Genomic DNA, 19563 nt, shown 5'->3' with positions numbered 1-19563 from the left:
TGAACATTGATCCTTGAATTTGATCATCCACACCATTACCATGCCCCTATCTGACCATCGATCCAAGTTGCACGCTCGGTCAGAAAAATCTTTAGATTCTGGACTGCCTGATCATAATTGACACCTATCCCCTGATCCCATTTGGCATAATTACGCTCCACAGCACCATTTTTTTTCAAATATTCCACCGCATCATCTACGATTTTTTGGATTTGGGACGGGCTGAGTTCTCCTTGTCTCAACGCCTGCCAGCGAATTTTCACAGCCTGTTTAAATCGAGGATCCTCCAACAATCGATCCCACCAAAAAGGGACCATCCAAGGATCGTTGTTTACATAATCATTATAATTAGCCACCCAATCGGTAATTGGAATTCTCCCTCCTTCATCAAACCCGATATTCATATCCCATACCGGTCCCATCGCCAATTTTCCATTTCGGTCTTTTTGCAAAAAAGTACTGATCCGATAGGCATCCACATTGCGGCACAGCTCGGTGACGATAAAATAATCCACAAATGATCCCAAATCAATAAAATCCGTGTAGGTCCTTGTAGATTCTGAAAAATCATCTGAAATCAAGGCCTGTTCAAAGTCATCGATGTACTTAGCGATGTAGGCTTTTTGAGCAGAGGTAATGTTTTCTGCACTGGGATATTCATACCAAAAATAGGTCTCCAAAAACTGTTGGGAATGATAGGGTGCCTGAAAAGCCGGAAAGGAAAGGGGATTTTTGAAAATGTCAAAATTGCTCCGAAAACTGTTGAAAGCCGTGTAGCGGGCATCATCATCCCAATTGTTCATAAAATAGGAAAGGGGCTTACTGTCATGTTCAGAACCCGGATCAGCCTTATCGATTTTTAGAATATAACCTCCGGTAAGATTGGTCGAGGAGGCATTCAGAGACATCAGGTTGATTCGGTTGGTATCTCGCTTGAGTTTTTCGCAGAAATAATAAACCCCCAAATACTCTCCATTGACCTCTATTTCGACAAACTGTCCCCTACTGGCATATTTTCCGATCTTATTGGACAGTTCATAGCCCACATGGTTGTAGATCAGGCTTCGATCCCAGATATATTTATCCTTGAGATTAACCACATGCCCGATCAATCTCCAATCTTCTTCCACAGGCATACCAAAAAAAGACACATCCATTCCTTCGCCTGAGGCATCTACCGTTTCAAAATTGAAGCCTTTTTTGTCGGATAACCTGAAGGAAGTCTTTCCTCGGTATTCCAAATCAATGGCCTGCTCCTGGATCAGCTTTTTTCGCTGATAAATCTTCATTTTGGCCATTACACCAGGTTCGTAGGGGATATCTTTCCCTTGGGTATCGATCACCAGATACGGCAACTCGCTCTCTTGAGTATCGATTGCAAAAACCTGTCCATCATCACCTTTGGAAACCGGTGTTTCTTTTATCTCCTGACATGAAAAAAGGGCAGCCGCCAGGAGGAATCGCAAAGACCAACAACCTACCCACCTATATTCTTTAAAAAGCTTCATCTCAAATTTACTTTACTTATTCCCAAGTTGATAAAATTTGCGAAGATGACCTCCAAGTTGGACAAGAACCTCAAAAAAAAGAAAAGTTGCCCTCGCAAAAAGGCAACTTTTCCTCTACGCAATCTATCTATTTACCTACCAAGGTTTACCCGTACCTTGGATGATCCAGGTCTTTGACCATTGATTGTTGGCTCCTCTTCCCCGCTCATAGGGTGTCAATTCCAGGCGGGAAATCGCCTTTTCCACTTCTGCATTGTTGAAGTTGATCTCATTTCCGCCATAGATAAATCTAACAGGCACCACAGGTTCTGGAGAAGCAGGACCCGGCTTCAATTCTGGGAATCCCGTCCTTCGGAAATCAAACCATGCCTCTGCTGCATTGGTCCAGCTTGCCACCCACTTTTGTTCGATGACCTGTTTCACAGTTCCATTGAAGGCTACTTTAGGCTGCTTGATATACGCATCAAAGGAATTGGTTACTCCCCATGTCTTCAGGGAGGATTGAACTCCATTTCGGTAGTGCGTCTCGGCATTTCCCACGGCATATCCCTTCAAAGCTGCCTCTGCCAGGATGAAATGCACCTCAGCCGCTGAGATAATTCTGGCTTTCAACAACGCATGTCGGGTCTGACGGTAGACATCTGCAAGCTGTGAAGCATGCTGGTTTTCCAAGGTCTGACCGGGTGTAGGGTTTCTATTGTGCTCGGAAGGTGCCAAAGCCCCGGGAGGCAATCCCACATAGATTCGAGTATCCAACTTGGAACCCAACAAATCCGGGTTGTAGTGGCGGGTAAACTTATTGCCGGCGGCAATCTGAGTCAGGTACTGCTCATCCGTAAGGGAAACCACTCCCTGCTGAAGCACCCCGTTTCGCCGGATAAACGGATCCACCGCGGTAGCTAATGTTTTATCCTCCACCCACTGACAGTGGACTTCTCTAAACCACACCTTGATTCTCGGATCTTGGTTTTCCAACATAAAATCCAGCAGGGTATTGCAAGGCTTCAATCTTCGGAAATTCGATCCCGCATCAAAAGAGGTAGCCGTGGGCCAGGAATCTCCGGCCGAGGCACCGATGTAATCCATGACCACATCTTCGGCCGCATCGGTCAGAAAAACCCCCGACCTGGAAACCTCCTCAATCCCAGCTTTAGCCACATCAGGCAGCTTGGAAGAGATCCTCATGTAATAGCGCAGCAAAAGTGAGTTGGTAAACTTATGCCATCTCACCACATTTCCACCGAAATACACATCATACTGAGCGATGACCGTGGAATTGTTGGCAGAAGCAAAAATCGCTGAAGCAGCCTTGAGATCATCGATGATCCCCCGATAGATTGCTTCCTGATTGTCATACTCGGGAAACTGAAACTCCCGACCTGATTTGTCGCCCTGTAGCGCTTTGGAGTACGGGGCATCACCCCACAAATCCGTAATCATCCCAAAAATCAGCGATTTCATGGTCAGTCCCACCGCTTTATGAAAAGGTGAATTGACCTCGTCCGCTCTTTGAATCATAAATTGATTGGTCCGTAACAGGCCATACCAGCCACTCCAATCCTGAAGTCCCCACTCGTAATGGTTATGCCCCCCATTCCAACCGTCTTTCTGGGTATGCTGCACGACTCCGGCCAAATCCTGATAGCCCAAGTTGACCATATTCTGTCCCACTCCGACCAGAACGGTCGGCATAAGCATGTTCACATTGGCGTTGGATGGAGACACCCCATTGGGGTTCTCGTTGATTTCATCCAAGTCCTTGCATCCTCCTATCAACAGAGAAAACAACAAGGCAAAGGTTCCGATTTTTATATTCCAGTTGTTCATGACTTTTGTTTTTCAGTTGAGATTAAAAATTGGCGCTGAATTTAAATCCAAACGGCATGGTCCAAGGATTTACGTTTTGCAACTCAATTCCCTGACGGAAAAGATTAGCCGAGTCGCCCTGCTTAGACGCGGTGATCTGGAAAGCTCTTTCCGGATCGATCCCAATATCCGCCTTGGTCCAAAGGATCAGGTTTCGGGTGTAAATTGAGACATGGGCATTTTGAAAGCCTTTCAATGCGGGAAGCATATAGCCAATCGAAAGCTCTCTCATCTTTAGAAAAGAGGCATCAAAGGTGATCTGCTCATTGTAATTCCAGGCATAGGCCGAAGACGCAGGATAAATTTTAGTTCCCGGGCCTCCAAGATGCTCTACATATTCTCCATTGGCATTTCGAATTACCCCCGGTACAAAAACTCCGTCATTTCCCGGAGTAGCCATGTTGACCACCAATCCACCCGAAGCCTGATCGTAGCCTCCCACTCTTGGGAAATTGCCGTTTTTAGGAATGATGTAGCGTTCAGGGTCTGATTTAAGTAAAGCAATCAATTGCTCTTGGGTATACAATCCTCCCGGGATCAAAAGGTCTTTCTGTCTCTTGGATTTCCAGTCCGATTCTCCATAGCGGTAAGTGTAGGACATAAAGTCTCCACCCAATCTCATGTCGAAACTCGCATCCAAAGTGAATCGCTTATAGCTCAGTCTGGTTTGAACCCCTATCAAGGCATCCGGATTGAAATTCCCCACCTTTCTTCTGTCCTCTCTGCCATTGAGTGGAATCCAGGAGCCGTTGGCATTGAGAATCGGCCAGCGATAGTAAGGTGAACTCGGATCTGTCACGGTGGCAAATCCACGGCTGTACAAATCTCCGATCTGTCCTCCTACAAAGGTGGAAGCTCCCCCGTTGTTGTCTTCCCAAAGAGTAATGAAATCCATCCCATCAGCCAATTCCTCTAGGGTAGTTCGGATTCGGGTAAAATTCGCATTGATATCCCAGGTAAATCCTTTTGCATTTTTGATGGGTGTGCCGCCGATCTGAATTTCCCAGCCTTTGGAGGAAATCAACCCGGCATTGACCTGCTTTTGCGAATAGCCAGATGAGGCAGGAGAAGGAACACTCAGGATTTGGTTTTCATTTTTCTGATAAAAATAAGTCCCTTCAAATCGCACCCGATTGTCCCAAAGATTGAAGTCCAACCCCAGTTCTTGAGAGGTGTTGATCTCAGGCTTCAGATTTGGGTTCAACAGGGTACCGGGGTAATTGGTTGTGATCAGCGTACCCCAATTGGAGGTGCCTAAAATGGGATCCAGTGCATAGGGATTGGTATCATTACCTGCCTGGGCAAATCCCGCTCTGAATTTCAGCAAGGAAATGGTTTCGGGAAGGTTGAAGGTATAATTGGCCAACCAGCTTAGCGATACAGAAGGATAAAAATAAGATCGGTTATTAGCAGGAAGTGTAGAGGACCAGTCATTTCTACCTGAAATATCCAAGTAAAGCTGATCCATAAAGCCCAAAGACGCTACCGCAAAGACTGAATAAATCGCCTTTTCCGAGTCAAAGTTGGAATACCTCAGTCCTGTATTGGGGATATTGCTGATTCGGTACAAGCCCGGCACGATCAAGCCTGCATTGGGAGCACTTCCCATGTAGTTGTCCCGATAAAACTGCCGCATAATGTTCCCTCCACCATTCAGTGTAAAATTAAAGTTGGTGAAAGACTTGGTGTAGGTCGTTAAGAATTCGATGTTGGACTCTGTCCTGGCGATATCCTGAAGGTGATAGGCTCCTCTCCGCTCACGGGTATATGACCATGGAATTTTAGTTTCCCTGTTTTCGGTATAGGTATCCAAGGTCAATCGGACATAAGAGGAGAGTGCATCGGTCCACTTGTAGTCCAATTTCATATTTCCAAAAACCCGATCCCGGACAAATCCATTGTTGATCCCGTAGGCAATGAAATAGGGATTATCATGGTTGACCGAAACTGTTTTTTGCTGAATATCCTCCTGACCTTCCAGCCAATAATCCCGGAGATCATTGATATTCACATGAGACCAGTTGTACACTGCTTCCAGAGGATTTGCACCTCGATTGGTCGTCGCAGCCCGGTTATTGGATTTGGATCGGGAAAGATTGATATCTGCACTCAGGCTAAACTTGGGACTGAATTGATAGGAATTTGATAGCGTAAGATTATTTCGGTGCAGATCCGTGTTGGGGATCATCCCGTCGTGAATCATATTGGTAAATCCCAGCCGGTAAACCGCCTTGTCAGTCGATCCGGAAATGCTAACCGCATTGGTTGAGGTGACTCCAGTTTCCAGAAAATCCCGCATGTTGTTGGGATAAGACTTGAGTTCGGTTGGGATCTTGTTTCCGTCCGGACCAACGGGACTGTTCCACTGAACTGCTTTGATTCCCTGATCCAGGGGAAGACCCGCCCAATAGGCAGAACGTTCATCCAAAAGATCAGTCCGGTTTCCATTGGCGTATTGGTAGTGGAAATTCAAATAACGATAGGGGCGCTCAAACACATTGCTGGTCGTAAAATTGACCTTCATGGCCTCCCCCTTTTTTCCCTTCTTTGTTGTGATCAGAATGACCCCATTCCCTGCCCGAGAGCCATAGAGCGCAGCGGCACTTGGACCCTTCAGCACGGTGATGTCTTCGATATCTTCCGGGCTCAAGTCCGATATGGGATTACCATAATCCACCTCATTCCGGTCACCCATATTTCTCACATTATTTAAAGTGTTGGAAACGGGCACTCCATCGATCACAAACAAGGGCTGATTGTCACTGCTTAAGGACGTGGCCCCGCGGATGATCACACTTGTGGACGAACCTACCCCACTCATTTGGTTGATGGAAACCCCGGCTACCCGACCGGCAAGAGCGTTGATGGGGTTTTCTTGTGCGACAGTCCGCAAATCTTCCCCTTTTACCTCACCGACTGAATACCCCAAGGAGCGTTTTTCCCGCTCGATACCCAAGGCTGTCACGACCACTTCACTCATCGCCTGCACGTTTTCCTCCATAGCCAAATCCACACTAGTTTGTCCTCCTACAGGCACTTCTACCGAAGTAAATCCGATGTAGGAAAAGACCAACACCGGGCGCTCACTTCGGAGGACTAGCGTATAGTTGCCTTCGATGTCGGTGATGGTCCCATTTGAAGTTCCCTTTTCGAGGACGGTCACGCCAGGCAAAGGCATTCCATCCACCTTGGAAGTCACTTTTCCACGGATTTGACTTTGGGTCTGAAAAAACTCCTCCTCAAAAATGGAGGCACCGACTGACATCCCTTCTGCCCAGGAGGGCAGCAAGATCAGGAAACCCATCGCTAAACCCAGGCTGAAGCCCCGGTCTATTTTGGATTTGAGCAAGTAAAGCAATTGGTTCATAGTAAATGGGTATAGGTTAGTTTAAGTAGTTTGATTATTCTCCGGTGTAGCCCCAAATTGATTGGTTCGCTCACCTTTTTCGATTAACCGATCAAAAAGCTCCCGAAAGCCTTGATCGTACTCTTTTGCCTGACCAGCATCTTCGAGTCCTTCCAAAAAAAGCCCAAATTCTTCCCGGGAAATCTCTCCGGATTCCAGCTTTTTGATCAGTACCGATGCATCAGGACGCTTCATTTGGATCTTATTCATTGGGGATACCCTGACCAAGAAAAAAAGGACTATCTCCATACATTTTTTGTGGATTAGTCTCTTTTTGACTTATCTAGGTATTGATTTCAGAATTGACCTAATGGCCCAACCTTCATGTATCATCCCACTTCAGCATTAAAAAATCTGCTTTTCAGTGCCTTATTTTCCTTTTCCTTTTGCACAGCACCTCCCAAAAATCTTCCCGACCTCAAGACTACCGTAGATCAGATCGTCACCCGGCTCTATGAAGAAATTCCCTCCGACAGCCTCAATTTGCTGGATGAAGCTTTTTTCGACTCCTATTTGACCGAGGAGGAAAAGGCGGTGATGAGTACGCAGTACTGGATTTTTGAAGTCAACCAGCCTGTGAGAATATCACTCATGCGCCATGTAGACCAAAAGACGGTTCCCTTTTGGCTTGAAAAATCGGGTTTTGTCAAAACCAACCTGCTGGTCAAAAACGAACTCTCTTCATATGAGGTCTGGCAAAAAGAAGAGCACTCGGGAAAAGTCAACTTGGGCATCAATGGACTTGACAAACACCGACCGGTGTATTTTATCAGTCTCAAACCTTTGGAAAAAGGAAAAAAACTGGAAATCACACCGATTTTTCCCGCGCAACAGCATTTCGAAACTTTGGAACCCGGAGCATTTACCTATCACGACTGGGATGGGCTGAAAATCACCGAAGTCCCCGATGAAATCCGTGGAGAAATACTCTTTACCACCATCCGTGGACGGGCGAGAGAAGCTCATTTGGTCCAAGCCTTCCGAAGTACCGATTTTCCATCTTCGGAACTTCCGGATCTACCGGTGTTGCACTGGCATGCTGATCCCAAAACCTCCATTTCCATCAATTGGCGCACTTCTCCAAAATCTACGACAAGTAAGGTCCTCTATTGGAAAAAAGGAGGAAAAGACACGCTCAGCTTGGCATCTTCCCCTCAGGAAATAGAAGACCGCCTACTTCAGAACGACCGCTTTACCCTTCGCCATACCGCGCGAATCTCCGGTCTCAATCCGGGAACTGCTTACCACTACCAAATCCAGTCCGATGACGAGCTCAGTCCGGTTTATTCCTTTGAGACAGCAGCTGACCGCACACCCAATTTTTCTTTCATTTGGTTTGGTGATATGCACAACGATCCCAAAACAGGCCAACTGGCAAAAGATGCTACTACGCGTTTTCCTGAAACCAAATTCTACATTTCCTCAGGCGACTTGGTCAATACCGGACTTCATCGGGATGATTGGGACAAGCTGTTTGCCTTCACCGGAGAAAGCTTTGCGCATCGCCCCTTTATGCCCGTACCCGGCAACCACGACTCACAGGATGGGTTGGGCGCAGGCATGTTTCAGGCGCAATTTGACCTTCCTGTCAATGGGCCCGGAGGAGAATATTCCGAGAGAACCTATTTTTTCAGATATGGTGAGGCTCTTTTCTTGATGATGGATGGCACGCTTTCTATCCCTGACCAAGCGCCTTGGTTGGAAAAAGTACTCGCCGAAAATCCTGCCCGTTGGAAGTTCTTGACCGTCCATTTCCCTGCTTACAATTCTGTAGAACCTTATCCCGAAATCCAGGACTTCTGGGTTCCCATTTTGGAAAAGCACGAGGTGGACCTGTACTTCAGTGGGCATTTTCATTACTACATGCGATCCAAACCTTTGAGGGAATTCAAGCCCGGATCAAACTCCAACCTGATTTTTGTCCACTCGGCTTCGGCACATGGGAAGGGTTTCGAAAGCGATAAGCAGGACCAGTCCTTCACCGTTCTTTCCTACCCCGATGATTACCTCTACCAAAAAATCGACATCCATGGAAATACCCTTACACTGAGTTCCTATCTCGCCGACGGCAAACTCCTGGATCAATTCACCATCAAAAAGTAAAGAGGTTGTCCCAAGAAAATTCCCTCGTTTATCTTTCAGACGGTCTGACGCCTTCAGATCGCAGGTAAATGCATGTCAAAACGATAGCAATCTCTTTGGATTTGGTTCTGCACTCAATGACCTCAATTTCTATATATCAACCATCCCCATAACTTCAGCCCATCATTCAAAACCGCGTCTGCATCCCAGGCAATCCTTCATGAAGGGAAGAGGAAATCGCCGCCAACAGGATCAAAAGGCCCAAAATCAGAAAAAACAATTTCCAGATTCCAGCCCCTTGGATTCCCTCCAATGAGAATTGAGCAGAACTTTTGGGAACCAAAAACCAAATCAGCCCAAAGTTGACCAAATACAAAAATTGCTCAGGTCGATATCCGCTCATGAATGAGCCCGTGATCAAAAACGTGTAGGCCAAATAAGCCAAAAACAAGGACCAACAGACCGATTGAAGAACCGAAACCGTATTGACTGCCAGATCATTTTTCAGCGTTTTTGCTTTTTTCCAGGCTAATCCCAGCAATCCCAACCAGATCAAAAATGCCATGGCGGGTATGGCTTTAGCCCAAAAATCCAATTGTCCGGGGGCTACCTTTTCCAGCATTGGGGTGATCTCTTTTTCCCAAAAACTCTGCTCCCACACGAAAAACGGAATCAGTACAGCTAATCCATAAATCGGCCAAACGGACTTCTCAGCTGCTTTTTTAGCAGGCTGCCAAGAGGAGGTCAAAGCCCCATAGGCCATCCCGATTCCGCCAAAAAATCCCAAGGAATACTCCATCACATTCCAAAAATTGAATGTCAAACCGGACAATTGACCCATCGTTTGAAGAAAATTACCAAAGCCAAAACCAAAACCGGCCCCCAACCCGGAAAACAGAGCTACACGGAGGGCATTTCGATAGCCGCTCCGGTAAAGAAAATAAGCCAAAGCCAAGGCGGCACCGGCACATACTCCCCAGGCCTCAGACCGTGGCGGAGTCATCAGCCAACCCAGTTGCTCGATGATGAAATAGTAAAAAATCAATCCGCCGACAGTCAATTCTACCGTGACCTGATGCCACGGCACTTTCCTCTCTTTCGAATCGGTCAATCCCAGTCCAAACAATCCCCCGCCTAAAAATCCGTACAATCCCCCCACCACCAAGAGGCTCAATAGTCCATAGGAAGCATTCAGAAAATCTGATGATTTTCCATACCCGACCAGCACGCCATAACTCATCATTCCTCCCAATCCCCAACCTACCGCTCCAAAAAAAGAGGCTTTCAGTCCAGATTCCGCCCATTCACTCCTTTTGGTCACCATCACCAGCATCAAACAGGCTATCGCTCCGGCCCAGGCGGCCCCTTGCTCATGGCCAAATTGCCCGCGAATGGCCCAGGTGGTACCCAAAGTCATGGCGGTAAGAAGAATAGGAAGTAAATTTTTCTTAGGCATGGCGTTTATTGGTAGTTACCTCCCCGGCCCAAAAAGAGACTACTTAAACATTTTATCTGCCTTGGCTTTCTCCACAAATCTCCTTCGATACTCCAACGGTGTGCATCCCATCACCTGTCTAAACTGACGGGCAATATTTTTACTGTCAGAAAGGCCCATTTCCAAGGCAATTTCGAATACAGACATCTCACTGCTGACCAGTCTCTGGGCCAGCTTTTCGATCCGCAGCTTAAAAATGTACTTGTAGATGGGCAGCCCCGTCACCTCCACAAATCGTTTTTCCAGGGATCTCCTCGACATCGGAACCTCTTTTACGATATGATCTACGAGGAGATTTTGGTCGATATTTTTATGGATAAAATCCAACACGGTGGCTACATAGTCATCCTGTGAGGCATAGATATCGGTGGAGTTTCGTGTGACTACCTTCAGGGGAGGCACCAAAATATCCCGGTAAAATTTGGCCCTTCCGGTGATCATCAAGTCCATCGCCCGAGCCGTATCGTAGCCCGCCCGCTCGATATCCAATTCGATGCTCGACAGGGGTGGATCGGAAAGTTCACAGAGCATGACATCATTATCCACTCCCAAGACAGCAACCTCCTGAGGCACACGGATATTGTTTTGCTTGCAGGCTTCCGTGATATGAACCCCCTGATTATCATCACAGGCCATCAGCGCGATGGGCTTGGGCAGACTTTTCAGCCATTTGCTTAGTGAGTTGCTTTTGTAGTACCAGATATCCGTGGAGCGGGCTTTTTTATGCTCAAAATAGTGCACATGAAATCCCGCCTGATTCACTGCGGATTCAAATCCTTCGGCTCGTTCACGGGACCAAACGATGTTGTTGAATCCATAAAAGGCAAATTGGGTGTACCCTTTGTTCAAAAAATACTCCGCACCGAGCTTGCCCGTCTCCCGATATTGCCCGGTGATATTGGGAATAAATCTGAACCGCTCCTTGAAATCCTGTGCGATCACCGGAATGGGAGATTGATACAGATCATTCTCCATCTCATTGTACAGCTGCCCGATGATCCCATGCGCCTTCCAGTCCTTGGCCCAGTTCAAAATTCCTTTGGCCCCCAGTGTCTCCCGATAGTACAAAGGCATCCGACAAAAACTCCAATGTCCGTGTTCAGCGGAATATTTACTGATCCCCTTCAGCAGGCACTTGCTGTATTCTTCGGCAAAATCCAGAAGCAAAATGATCTTGTACATGACTTACTTGGCAGAAAAGAGATCCTTCAAAGAGCTGACCCGGGCATTGCTGACCAAGGGTTTGGCCCAGATGCCTACCGAGAAAATGTAAGCCAATGGCAAAAACAAAAAGAACATCGCTGACTGCAAGCCTATCCAATCAGCCAGACCTCCCACGATCAAGGGCATGACCGCACCTCCCATGATCCCTGAACACAGAATCCCGGCCAAAGTCCCATGTGCAAAATCAACCGAATTGAGGGCAAGGGAAATCAAAATCGACCACATCACCGAAAGAAAAAAGCCACTCAAGGCAAATGCCACTAAAACCATCGCTCCCGAACCGAGCAAGCCCATGCCCAAACACACCATGGCTCCTAGTGTGAAAATCATCAAAACCCGCTTGCTGTCCATCAATTTAAGCAGAACCAATCCCAACAGGCATCCCACCGTCAGCAATCCCCAGAAATAGGAAATCACCTGAGCTCCGGTGGTAGCAGGATCCACGCCATGATAGTCCTGCAAATACTGACTGACCCAATTGGCGATCCCCTGTTCTGTCCCCACATAGCAAAAGACTCCCAAGAAAAACAGCCAGACCTTCCCTTGGCTCAGTAATCGGCCCAAGTCTCGGCCTAAGTTGACTTTTTCATCGGATTTCAACTCCACCTCGGGAAATTTCACCCGCGTAATCACCAAAAACATCAACAGGGCAATCACCGCAAAAAGGAAATAGACCGATACCCAAGGCATAGATTCGGGCACCCATTTTTCCAGGATTCGGATCATAAAGAAGTCATTCCCTGAAAAAAGATTCTGCACCAGATAGCTATACAACCAAGGGCTCATGAAAGACGCAGCCCCAAAAGCCAACTGCCCCAACACGGAATTGAACGCAAAATGCTCCTCTCCTCCCGCAACCCGAAGCAGGGGATTGATCACCACCTGCAGCATCGCCATCCCGACACCGATGATAAAAAGCGAAATCAAAGCAAACTGGAATTCAGGATTCAGTGCAAAAACCAAAGCGCCCAAAACGCCCAGAAAAAACGCCAGCAGGAGGATCCGCTTTTCCCGATACTTCTCCACCAATAGACCGGAGGGCAAAGACATGACGCCATACGCCACAAAAAAAGAGAACGGCAAAAAACCCGCTAATCCCATACTCAGCGAGAAACTCGATATCAGATCCGGAATGATTGGCCCCAGGATATTTGACATCAGGGAAATGACGAAAAATATCAGGAAAATCAATAGGAGGATCAGGGTTCGTTGCTTCATCGTGCTGAGATTGAGGGTGTACCCCGTCAATATACAAAAGCCCGAAAGGAAAAAAATCCTGTTCGGGCTTGAGATTCGATTTTTAGCAACAAAATAAAATTTCGACAAAAGAATAGCCTGATTTGGAAACAATCAGGTAATATTCCAGACAAACCACATTTATTTCCCCATTAGACATGCGTACAAACAGGTACTTGACCTCAGTTTCGATCATTCTCACCGGCTTGCTGATCGCTTGCTCCTCCCCCAAGACAGAATCCGAATCCAACGCTAACGCATCTACTGTCACCCTTCAAGAGGTAAGCCGAAGCATGGTCTTCGATTCCCATCCGGGCTTTGCCCAGGCACATGCCTCCACTGTTGAATCCCTGGGAAATGGCACTTATCTCGTCGCGTGGTTTGGAGGATCTTATGAAAAGCACGACGACGTGGGAATCTGGTTGTCCAAAGGCGACGGCACTACCTGGTCCGAACCTCGGGTGGTTGCCAAAGTCCGAAATGATCCGCATTGGAATCCTGTCCTTCACCGGGATGAGAATGGCAAAATCGTGCTTTTCTTCAAAGTCGGGAAAGAAATCGACCACTGGGAAACTTGGATTCAATATTCGGAAGATGGAGGTGAAACCTGGTCCACTGCCACCGAACTTGTTCCCGGTGACAAAGGAGGACGAGGTCCCGTGCGTAATCACCTGACGATTCTTTCGGATGGCACGTGGCTGGCTCCCGCTTCCCATGAGTTAAATAAAGTTTGGAATGCCTTTGTGGACCTCAGCAAGGACCAGGGAAAAACCTGGGAGCGAACTCCCTACTTCGATATCGACCGCAATCTGATTCCTGAGGAAGGAATCATCCAACCTACGGCTTGGGAATCTACTCCGGGAAAAATCCACCTTCTCCTACGAAGCTCTGCCGGAAAAATCGCCCGTACCGACTCCAATGACGGAGGAAAAACCTGGGCACCGGTGTACCTCACTGACCTACCTAATAATAACAGTGCGATCGAAGTCGCTCATCTCGGCGGAGAAAAAATCGCGCTCCTCTACAATCCGGTCGAAGGCAATTGGGGCGACCGAAACATCATTGAACTGGCCGTTTCCTTGGACAACGGAAAAACCTGGCCTGTCCGTCACACGGTGGAAGAGACTCCCGATCCTGACGGAGAATTTTCCTATCCCTCCCTGATTTTGGACGGAGACCACTTGGTGTACACCTATACCTGGAACCGTAAAAAGGTGGCATTTGGCAAAGTGAAAATCGAAGGACTGAAATAACCAAAGCCGAGAATGAAAAAGTCTATTTTTCTAAGTCTAAGTTTAATTGTTTTTTTCTGGGCAAGTTCCAGCCCAGCTCGTGGGCAAACCTATGCCGAAAAGCTAGGGTATCCCAAGGGCAAAAAAGTGGTCATCTTTCATGTGGATGATGCAGGCATGTCCTATGAGTCCAACCAAGGGACCATGCAATCACTGGATTTTGGAATTGCCACTTCCTGCAGCATCATGATGCCTTGTCCTTGGGCTGCAAATTTTATCCATCAGGCCAAAGCGCATCCGGAATGGGACTTAGGCCTTCACCTCGTCCTGACTTCCGAATGGAAAACTTATCGTTGGGAGCCTTTGGCTGGAAAGCAATTGGTTCCCGGACTCCATGACCCGGACGGTGCGTTTTGGCACACCGTAGAGCAAGTCGTCCAGCATGCAAGCCCAGAGGAAGTTTACATCGAACTCAAAGCTCAAATCGAAAGGGCATTACGCCTTGGACTGAAGCCCACACATCTCGATTCGCACATGGGGACACTCTTTGCCCATGATAAATTTTTGGAGAAATACATCCAAGTCGGTGTGGAGTACGACATCCCGGTGATGTTTCCCGGAGGCAACAATGTCCTTTTGGAGGAAAGTATGACAGCCCCTATCATCAGAAAACTCAAAGCAGAAGGAAAATACCACGACGGTATGCCCATCCCCAAACCGGAAATCCTCCTCAAAAGCCAAGCGCTGGGAAAGCAAATCTGGGAAATGGGCCTACCCGTATTGGATGACCTTCATACCATCAGCGGAGATTGGAAGCCGGACCACGCCCACTCCCATGAGGAACTGGGGCAATACAAGGTCGACCAGTTTAAGCGGATTTTGGAAAAAATGGAGCCCGGTTTGGCGATGATCATCATTCACAGCATCGAGTACTCAGACTTTTTCAAAAGGTTTTCCGGATCCGGAGACTCCCGATACGGGGACCTGCTTGCGATGACCGATCCGGAGTTGAAATCCTATATCGAAAAAGAAGGAATCATCCTGACCACTTGGAGGGAAGTGATGGAGCGAAGAAAAAGACTCATTCAACCATGAAAAATAGATTCAAGACACCGATTCGTAGCTGGATAGGTAGATTGGTGATGTGGTGCTGGGCTGGCCCTGTGCTCGCCCAGACCACTATCCTTCCCGCTGAGGTTCGACAGGAGATTTTCCCTCCTCAAACGCAGCATGTGCATGGCAGCAGTTTGGCGGCCTTGCCAAACGGAGATTTACTCGCGGTTTGGTTTCAAGGATCGGGTGAGCGCACCGCCAATGACGTCAAGCTCATGGGGGCCCGGAAAAGCAAAAATGCCGACACTTGGTCAGCGCCTTTTCTTATGGCAGACACTCCTGATGTCCCCGACTGCAACCCGGTGCTTTTTCTCAATCAAAAAAATGAATTGTTCCTCGTCTGGATCGCTGTCCTGGGCAACCGATGGGAGCAATCGGTATTGCGGGTTCGGAGAAGTACCGACTTCCAAAATCCCGGGGCGCCTCGCTGGCATTGGCAGGACAATATTTTACTCCAACCTGGAGAGGAGTTTGTCGAAGAAGTAAAAATCCGGATGAAAGAACTTCCCGACTCCCATCAAGGCTGGTCAGAATATGCCCCCTCCTACGAAAACCTGATTCTCGAAGCCATCACCGATTCCAAAAAGAGGAGCATCGGCTGGATGACCCGGATCAAGCCATTGATTTCTGAAGAAAAAATCATCCTTCCCCTGTACTCCGACGGGTTCAACTTTTCCCTGATGGCCATCTCCGAAGATGAAGGAAATACCTGGAAACCCAGCAAGCCTGTGGTAGGGAAAGGCCCTATCCAACCGGCTTTGGCCCAACGGAAAAACGGGGACATCGTCGCCATGATGCGGGATTCTGGGGATTCTCCTACGAGGATTCAGCAAAGCATTTCCAAAGACAGGGGCATCTCCTGGTCCGCTGCTCAAAAGACTTCTTTTCCCAACACTGCCAGTGTGGAACTAGCAGTATTGCAGGATGGTCGCTGGTGGATGGTCGGCAATGACCTGCATGATGGGCGTTATCGCTTGGCACTTTGGATTTCTTCAGACGAAGGACAAACCTGGTCCAATCCCCGGTATTTGGAAGATGATCCGGAGAAAAAGGGGGGCTTCTCCTATCCTAGCCTGATTCAAGACAGTTCGGGCAAAGTGCACCTGAGTTATTCCAGGCATTTTCCTTCCGCTAAGACCATCCAATACCTTCAACTCGATCCTCAAAAAATCCGATAATCATGCTATTCAACACCTGCGTCAGACTACTCCTAGGATGCTTCTTTTTACCGCTTTTTGTTCACGGCCAAACAGCCAAGCAAGTACATCGTGACCGGGTATTTCAACAGGATTATGCTGTGAAATATGTGGGCGACAATGAGGCAAAAGAGCGGTTTAGCCTGGCGGTTGATCGCAATGGGACGATTCAGGTTTTGGAAAAAGGGAAGTTGCTCCGTCCTGCATTTGGAGCATTTCAGCAAGATGGCATTTTGGTCGCTGATCAAAGCTACCTCCCGATGAAAGACAAAAACATCCTTGCCATCATCCAGCATGAAGATCAACTGGTCTACTTGGACGATAAGGCCGTCCTCAGCAATGCCTGGGCAGGTGATCTGTATTTGATGCACGATCTGAAAAATCCTTATGCACTGACTGGAGGAAAAGAGATGGATTTTGTAGTCGTCAGTCCAAATCAACTTCAATACCTCAAAAAAGGACAAAAGACCTCAGCCATCTCCATTTCTGAGCCGATTTTGGACCTCCGGTTTGATTCCAAAAGAAATCGGTTTTTGCTCTTGCAAGCTTCGGGAATTTCATCCTATTCACCAGGAGGAACCCAAATTTCACCAATTGCCAAAGGAGAAAAACTCAAAGCTTTTGCCTTGGACACTCAAAAAGACCTGGCCGTAATCGGGACTGAAAACGGATTTTTCACCCTGAATCTATCTACCAATCAAGCCTCTGGACTTCAGACCAAACTCCCTTGGACCGAAATCACAGCAGTGGAGGTCAATGGGTCAGATTATTGGTTTGGGAGCAAAAAGGGAGTATTCCGATTGGATGAAAAAGGCACGGTTTCCTACTATTTCGGAGACCGTTGGATGCCGGGAGAGGAAGTACGGGATTTGGCTTTGAACAAAAATCGGGTCCATGTCCTGACTGAAAAAGGGCTTTCCACCCTGGTGTTTGAGGAGATGACTTTGGCACAAAAAGCAGAAATACTCGAAGCCCAAGTCCGGAAAATGCATATCCGAAACGGGTTCAACGCCTCCCTCCAACTCGCTGAAAAGGGAAATATCAGCACGGGCCGGCTCAAAGATTCCGACAACGACGGACTTTGGACAGCCATGTATTTGGGTGGACAGGCATTCCGATATGCAGTAACCCAAGATCCTGAAGCTTTGGCCAATTGCAAAGAATCGCTTTTGGCCATGGAGCGGCTCTATACCATCAATCCGGTCGAGGGTTTTCCTTCCCGATCTTTCGAGAGAAGTGGCTATATCACCCAACTATCCGATCCCGATCGCTGGCAACATGCCTCGGATCCGGAATGGGACTGGAAAGCCACTACCAGCAGCGATGAAGCCATCGGACATGTGTTTGTATTTGGAGTCCTGGCAGAGATCGTCGATGATCCCTGGATCAAGGCCAAGTCCGTTGAGCTTCTCGACGCACTCATGAACCACATCGTCAAAAATGACCTGTATCTGATAGACTACGATGGGAAACCTACGCTTTGGGGCAAGTGGCATCCAGACTATGTCAATGGATTTCCCAAGCAAGTGGGGGATCGTAAGCTGAATTCCTCCAATATCATTGCCATGCTTCAGTCGGCCTTTCACTTCACCGGTAAGCAAGTGTACAAAGACAAGGCCTTCGAGCTGATGGAAAAGCACGGCTACTTGGAAAACCTGATGCGCCCCATGTCAGTCATCGGACAGGCCGGAGACGGAAGCGATGACTGGAGCAAAATGCTCTCCGAATCCTGGAATCATTCCGATGACGAGATGTACTTCTTGGGGTATTGGGGACTGTATCGATATGCGTTTACTCCGGAATTGAAAGCGCAGTTCAAAAAGTCCATTTTAGACCACTGGGAGGCAGAAAGACCGGAAAAAGAAGCCCTTTGGAATATTTTCACGGCTCTGGTACAACCAGAAAACTTTGACTTGGAGCCCTCCATTTGGTTCTTGGAGCGTCACCCCATCGATTTGATCAGCTGGAATACCCAAAACAGCCACCGCAAAGACATCAAGACCCTTCCGGCTAATTTCCGCAGACAGTCTACGGAAACCGTTTTGCCTCCTTCCGAAACCCGGATCATGAAGCACAATGCCAACCGATTTACCCTAGACGGAGGAAGTCAGGGACTTAGCGTGTACAGTGCCGGCGACATTTGGCTGCTGCCATACTGGATGGGCAGGTATTTGGGAGTGATTGAATAGAGGGAGGACATGATCTAGGAATTGGAATTCTGATTAAACCCTATTCTGCCATTAGATGAAGTTTCCCCGATTTTGGGCTGATTCTGGTTTTGGTGAGCTAAGAAATTACCGCGTAGACACTATCCAACTCGACAATCCTGCTTCTGGAGAAGCAGTGCATTTCACTTTAGAAATTAGTCCTAGTTGAGGATCCTGCTTCTGGAGAAGCAGGATAGCAGAAACCTCTATGTTTTTAAGCGGGGATTCCCAGTTAAACTCTCCTATTTACAATTTGGTAATCTTCAGCCTCATTTGTTGAATTTTTTAAAGAAAAGTAAACGGTTCTTAGTCAATTTTCACCCAAATTTTATGGAGAATTGATATTGGCGTAATCTATTCATTTTGAACCATCTAGAATTGCCATGCCACTTAAAAGATTTTCGCAAATCGAGGATTTTTATTCGCAATTAGCGTTAAAACTTGGGCTGATTTTTTCAAAATTTCTACTGCCAATCCAGCCCAGCACTATGAATTTGTCAGATCCTATCCTCCTCCAGGACTTCAAAAATGGAGAAAAACACGCGGTTGATGCGTTTTACTCCCTTTATAAGAAGCCCGTATTGCGTTTTATCCTTTCGATGGTCAAAGACCCCTTCGAATCCGAAGGGATTTTCCATGAAGTATTTTTGAAAATCTTCCGAAAACGCTGTGAACTCGAATCCAGCGACCGCGTGCAGTCTTACATTTTTACTATCACCAAAAATGAGGTCATTGATTACTTCAAGCGACTGAAGCGGGATCGGGAACGCTTGGAAAGTTTTTATAAAAACAGGATTGAGGACAGCACCGGTGAGGAAATGGCCGCCGAAGAGATGATTTTCCAACGACTGGAATCGGCGGTGGACACACTCCCCTACCAGCGAAAAAAAGTACTGGAACTCTCCTGACTTCCGCGCTGGGACACCCGGATTAAAATCCGAAAAGGTCCTGAATCATTTTCTGCTCTTCGGTCAGGATCATGGTTTTTCTTAAGACTT

The 19563-nt window shown here is 47.5% G+C and carries 13 protein-coding genes; 6 read left to right on the top strand and 7 right to left on the bottom strand.

All coding sequences use genetic code 11. From position 1 onward, the window contains the following. Positions 1 to 35: 35 nt before the first annotated feature. The 4 genes from CLV31_RS04470 to CLV31_RS04455 all read right to left on the bottom strand — a co-directional run bounded on the left by CLV31_RS04470 (position 36) and on the right by CLV31_RS04455 (position 7029). Positions 36 to 1508 (bottom strand): CotH kinase family protein, encoded by a 1473-nt coding sequence (locus tag CLV31_RS04470; RefSeq protein WP_111391696.1) that lies wholly within the window; start codon positions 1506 to 1508, stop codon positions 36 to 38. 135 nt (positions 1509 to 1643) lie between these two features. Continuing rightward, a complete protein-coding gene (locus tag CLV31_RS04465) occupies positions 1644 to 3335 on the bottom strand; it encodes a SusD/RagB family nutrient-binding outer membrane lipoprotein (RefSeq protein WP_111391695.1) in 1692 nt (563 codons plus the stop codon). A 22-nt stretch (positions 3336 to 3357) separates the two neighbouring features. After that, positions 3358 to 6741: a SusC/RagA family TonB-linked outer membrane protein gene (locus CLV31_RS04460; protein ID WP_245943321.1), complete on the bottom strand. Its 3384-nt coding sequence runs from the start codon at positions 6739 to 6741 to the stop codon at positions 3358 to 3360. Between the two features lie 21 nt (positions 6742 to 6762). Then, positions 6763 to 7029, bottom strand: a complete 267-nt coding sequence (locus CLV31_RS04455) for a hypothetical protein (protein ID WP_146250860.1) — start codon at positions 7027 to 7029, stop codon at positions 6763 to 6765. A gap of 75 nt (positions 7030 to 7104) precedes the next feature. Here CLV31_RS04455 and CLV31_RS04450 point away from each other — a divergent pair, with 75 nt between their 5' ends. Beyond that, positions 7105 to 8883, top strand: coding sequence for a purple acid phosphatase family protein (locus CLV31_RS04450; RefSeq protein ID WP_111391693.1), 1779 nt, complete (start codon positions 7105 to 7107; stop codon positions 8881 to 8883). Between the two features lie 166 nt (positions 8884 to 9049). On the opposite strand, the gene CLV31_RS04445 is transcribed toward CLV31_RS04450, so the two are convergent. Genes CLV31_RS04445 through CLV31_RS04435 form a run of 3 tightly spaced genes read right to left on the bottom strand, consistent with a single transcriptional unit; the run spans position 9050 to position 12799 of the window. Beyond that, positions 9050 to 10318, bottom strand: a complete 1269-nt coding sequence (locus tag CLV31_RS04445) for a DUF3464 family protein (protein ID WP_111391692.1) — start codon at positions 10316 to 10318, stop codon at positions 9050 to 9052. Positions 10319 to 10357: 39 nt separating this feature from the next. Beyond that, positions 10358 to 11539 carry an AraC family transcriptional regulator gene (locus CLV31_RS04440; RefSeq protein ID WP_111391691.1) on the bottom strand — a complete coding sequence of 394 codons (1182 nt, stop codon included), beginning with the start codon at positions 11537 to 11539 and terminating at the stop codon, positions 10358 to 10360. Positions 11540 to 11542: 3 nt separating this feature from the next. Next, on the bottom strand, positions 11543 to 12799 hold the full coding sequence (locus CLV31_RS04435) for an MFS transporter (protein WP_111391690.1): 1257 nt from the start codon (positions 12797 to 12799) through the stop codon (positions 11543 to 11545). A gap of 176 nt (positions 12800 to 12975) precedes the next feature. Between CLV31_RS04435 and CLV31_RS04430 the strand changes: the two genes are divergently transcribed. The 5 genes from CLV31_RS04430 (at position 12976) to CLV31_RS04410 (ending at position 19473) form a co-directional block, all read left to right on the top strand. Further along, positions 12976 to 14070, top strand: coding sequence for a sialidase family protein (locus tag CLV31_RS04430; RefSeq protein ID WP_111391689.1), 1095 nt, complete (start codon positions 12976 to 12978; stop codon positions 14068 to 14070). Positions 14071 to 14082: 12 nt separating this feature from the next. After that, the gene (locus tag CLV31_RS04425; protein ID WP_111391688.1) at positions 14083 to 15144 is read left to right on the top strand and encodes a polysaccharide deacetylase family protein; all 1062 of its coding nucleotides are present in this window, start codon (positions 14083 to 14085) and stop codon (positions 15142 to 15144) included. Further along, positions 15141 to 16340: a sialidase family protein gene (locus CLV31_RS04420; RefSeq protein ID WP_245943320.1), complete on the top strand. Its 1200-nt coding sequence runs from the start codon at positions 15141 to 15143 to the stop codon at positions 16338 to 16340. Before CLV31_RS04425 ends, CLV31_RS04420 begins: the two co-directional genes overlap by 4 nt. A gap of 2 nt (positions 16341 to 16342) precedes the next feature. Beyond that, positions 16343 to 18547 carry a hypothetical protein gene (locus CLV31_RS04415; protein ID WP_181452572.1) on the top strand — a complete coding sequence of 735 codons (2205 nt, stop codon included), beginning with the start codon at positions 16343 to 16345 and terminating at the stop codon, positions 18545 to 18547. 506 nt (positions 18548 to 19053) lie between these two features. After that, a complete protein-coding gene (locus CLV31_RS04410) occupies positions 19054 to 19473 on the top strand; it encodes an RNA polymerase sigma factor (protein ID WP_181452571.1) in 420 nt (139 codons plus the stop codon). Positions 19474 to 19563: the final 90 nt, after the last annotated feature.

Origin of the sequence: Algoriphagus aquaeductus (genome assembly GCF_003253485.1) — a bacterium.
Taxonomy (GTDB): Bacteria; Bacteroidota; Bacteroidia; order Cytophagales; family Cyclobacteriaceae; genus Algoriphagus; species Algoriphagus aquaeductus.
The sequence above is the reverse complement of the archived record's forward strand: the minus strand, read 5'-3'. Positions and strand labels throughout refer to the sequence as shown.

Bases quoted from the DNA above. Each gene is read 5' to 3' on its own strand.
- CLV31_RS04470 (WP_111391696.1), bottom strand. From the start codon at position 1,508: ATGAAGCTTTTTAAAGAATATAGGTGGGTAGGTTGTTGGTCTTTGCGA.
- CLV31_RS04465 (WP_111391695.1), bottom strand. From the start codon at position 3,335: ATGAACAACTGGAATATAAAAATCGGAACCTTTGCCTTGTTGTTTTCT.
- CLV31_RS04460 (WP_245943321.1), bottom strand. From the start codon at position 6,741: ATGAACCAATTGCTTTACTTGCTCAAATCCAAAATAGACCGGGGCTTC.
- CLV31_RS04455 (WP_146250860.1), bottom strand. From the start codon at position 7,029: ATGGAGATAGTCCTTTTTTTCTTGGTCAGGGTATCCCCAATGAATAAG.
- CLV31_RS04450 (WP_111391693.1), top strand. From the start codon at position 7,105: ATGTATCATCCCACTTCAGCATTAAAAAATCTGCTTTTCAGTGCCTTA.
- CLV31_RS04445 (WP_111391692.1), bottom strand. From the start codon at position 10,318: ATGCCTAAGAAAAATTTACTTCCTATTCTTCTTACCGCCATGACTTTG.
- CLV31_RS04440 (WP_111391691.1), bottom strand. From the start codon at position 11,539: ATGTACAAGATCATTTTGCTTCTGGATTTTGCCGAAGAATACAGCAAG.
- CLV31_RS04435 (WP_111391690.1), bottom strand. From the start codon at position 12,799: ATGAAGCAACGAACCCTGATCCTCCTATTGATTTTCCTGATATTTTTC.
- CLV31_RS04430 (WP_111391689.1), top strand. From the start codon at position 12,976: ATGCGTACAAACAGGTACTTGACCTCAGTTTCGATCATTCTCACCGGC.
- CLV31_RS04425 (WP_111391688.1), top strand. From the start codon at position 14,083: ATGAAAAAGTCTATTTTTCTAAGTCTAAGTTTAATTGTTTTTTTCTGG.
- CLV31_RS04420 (WP_245943320.1), top strand. From the start codon at position 15,141: ATGAAAAATAGATTCAAGACACCGATTCGTAGCTGGATAGGTAGATTG.
- CLV31_RS04415 (WP_181452572.1), top strand. From the start codon at position 16,343: ATGCTATTCAACACCTGCGTCAGACTACTCCTAGGATGCTTCTTTTTA.
- CLV31_RS04410 (WP_181452571.1), top strand. From the start codon at position 19,054: ATGAATTTGTCAGATCCTATCCTCCTCCAGGACTTCAAAAATGGAGAA.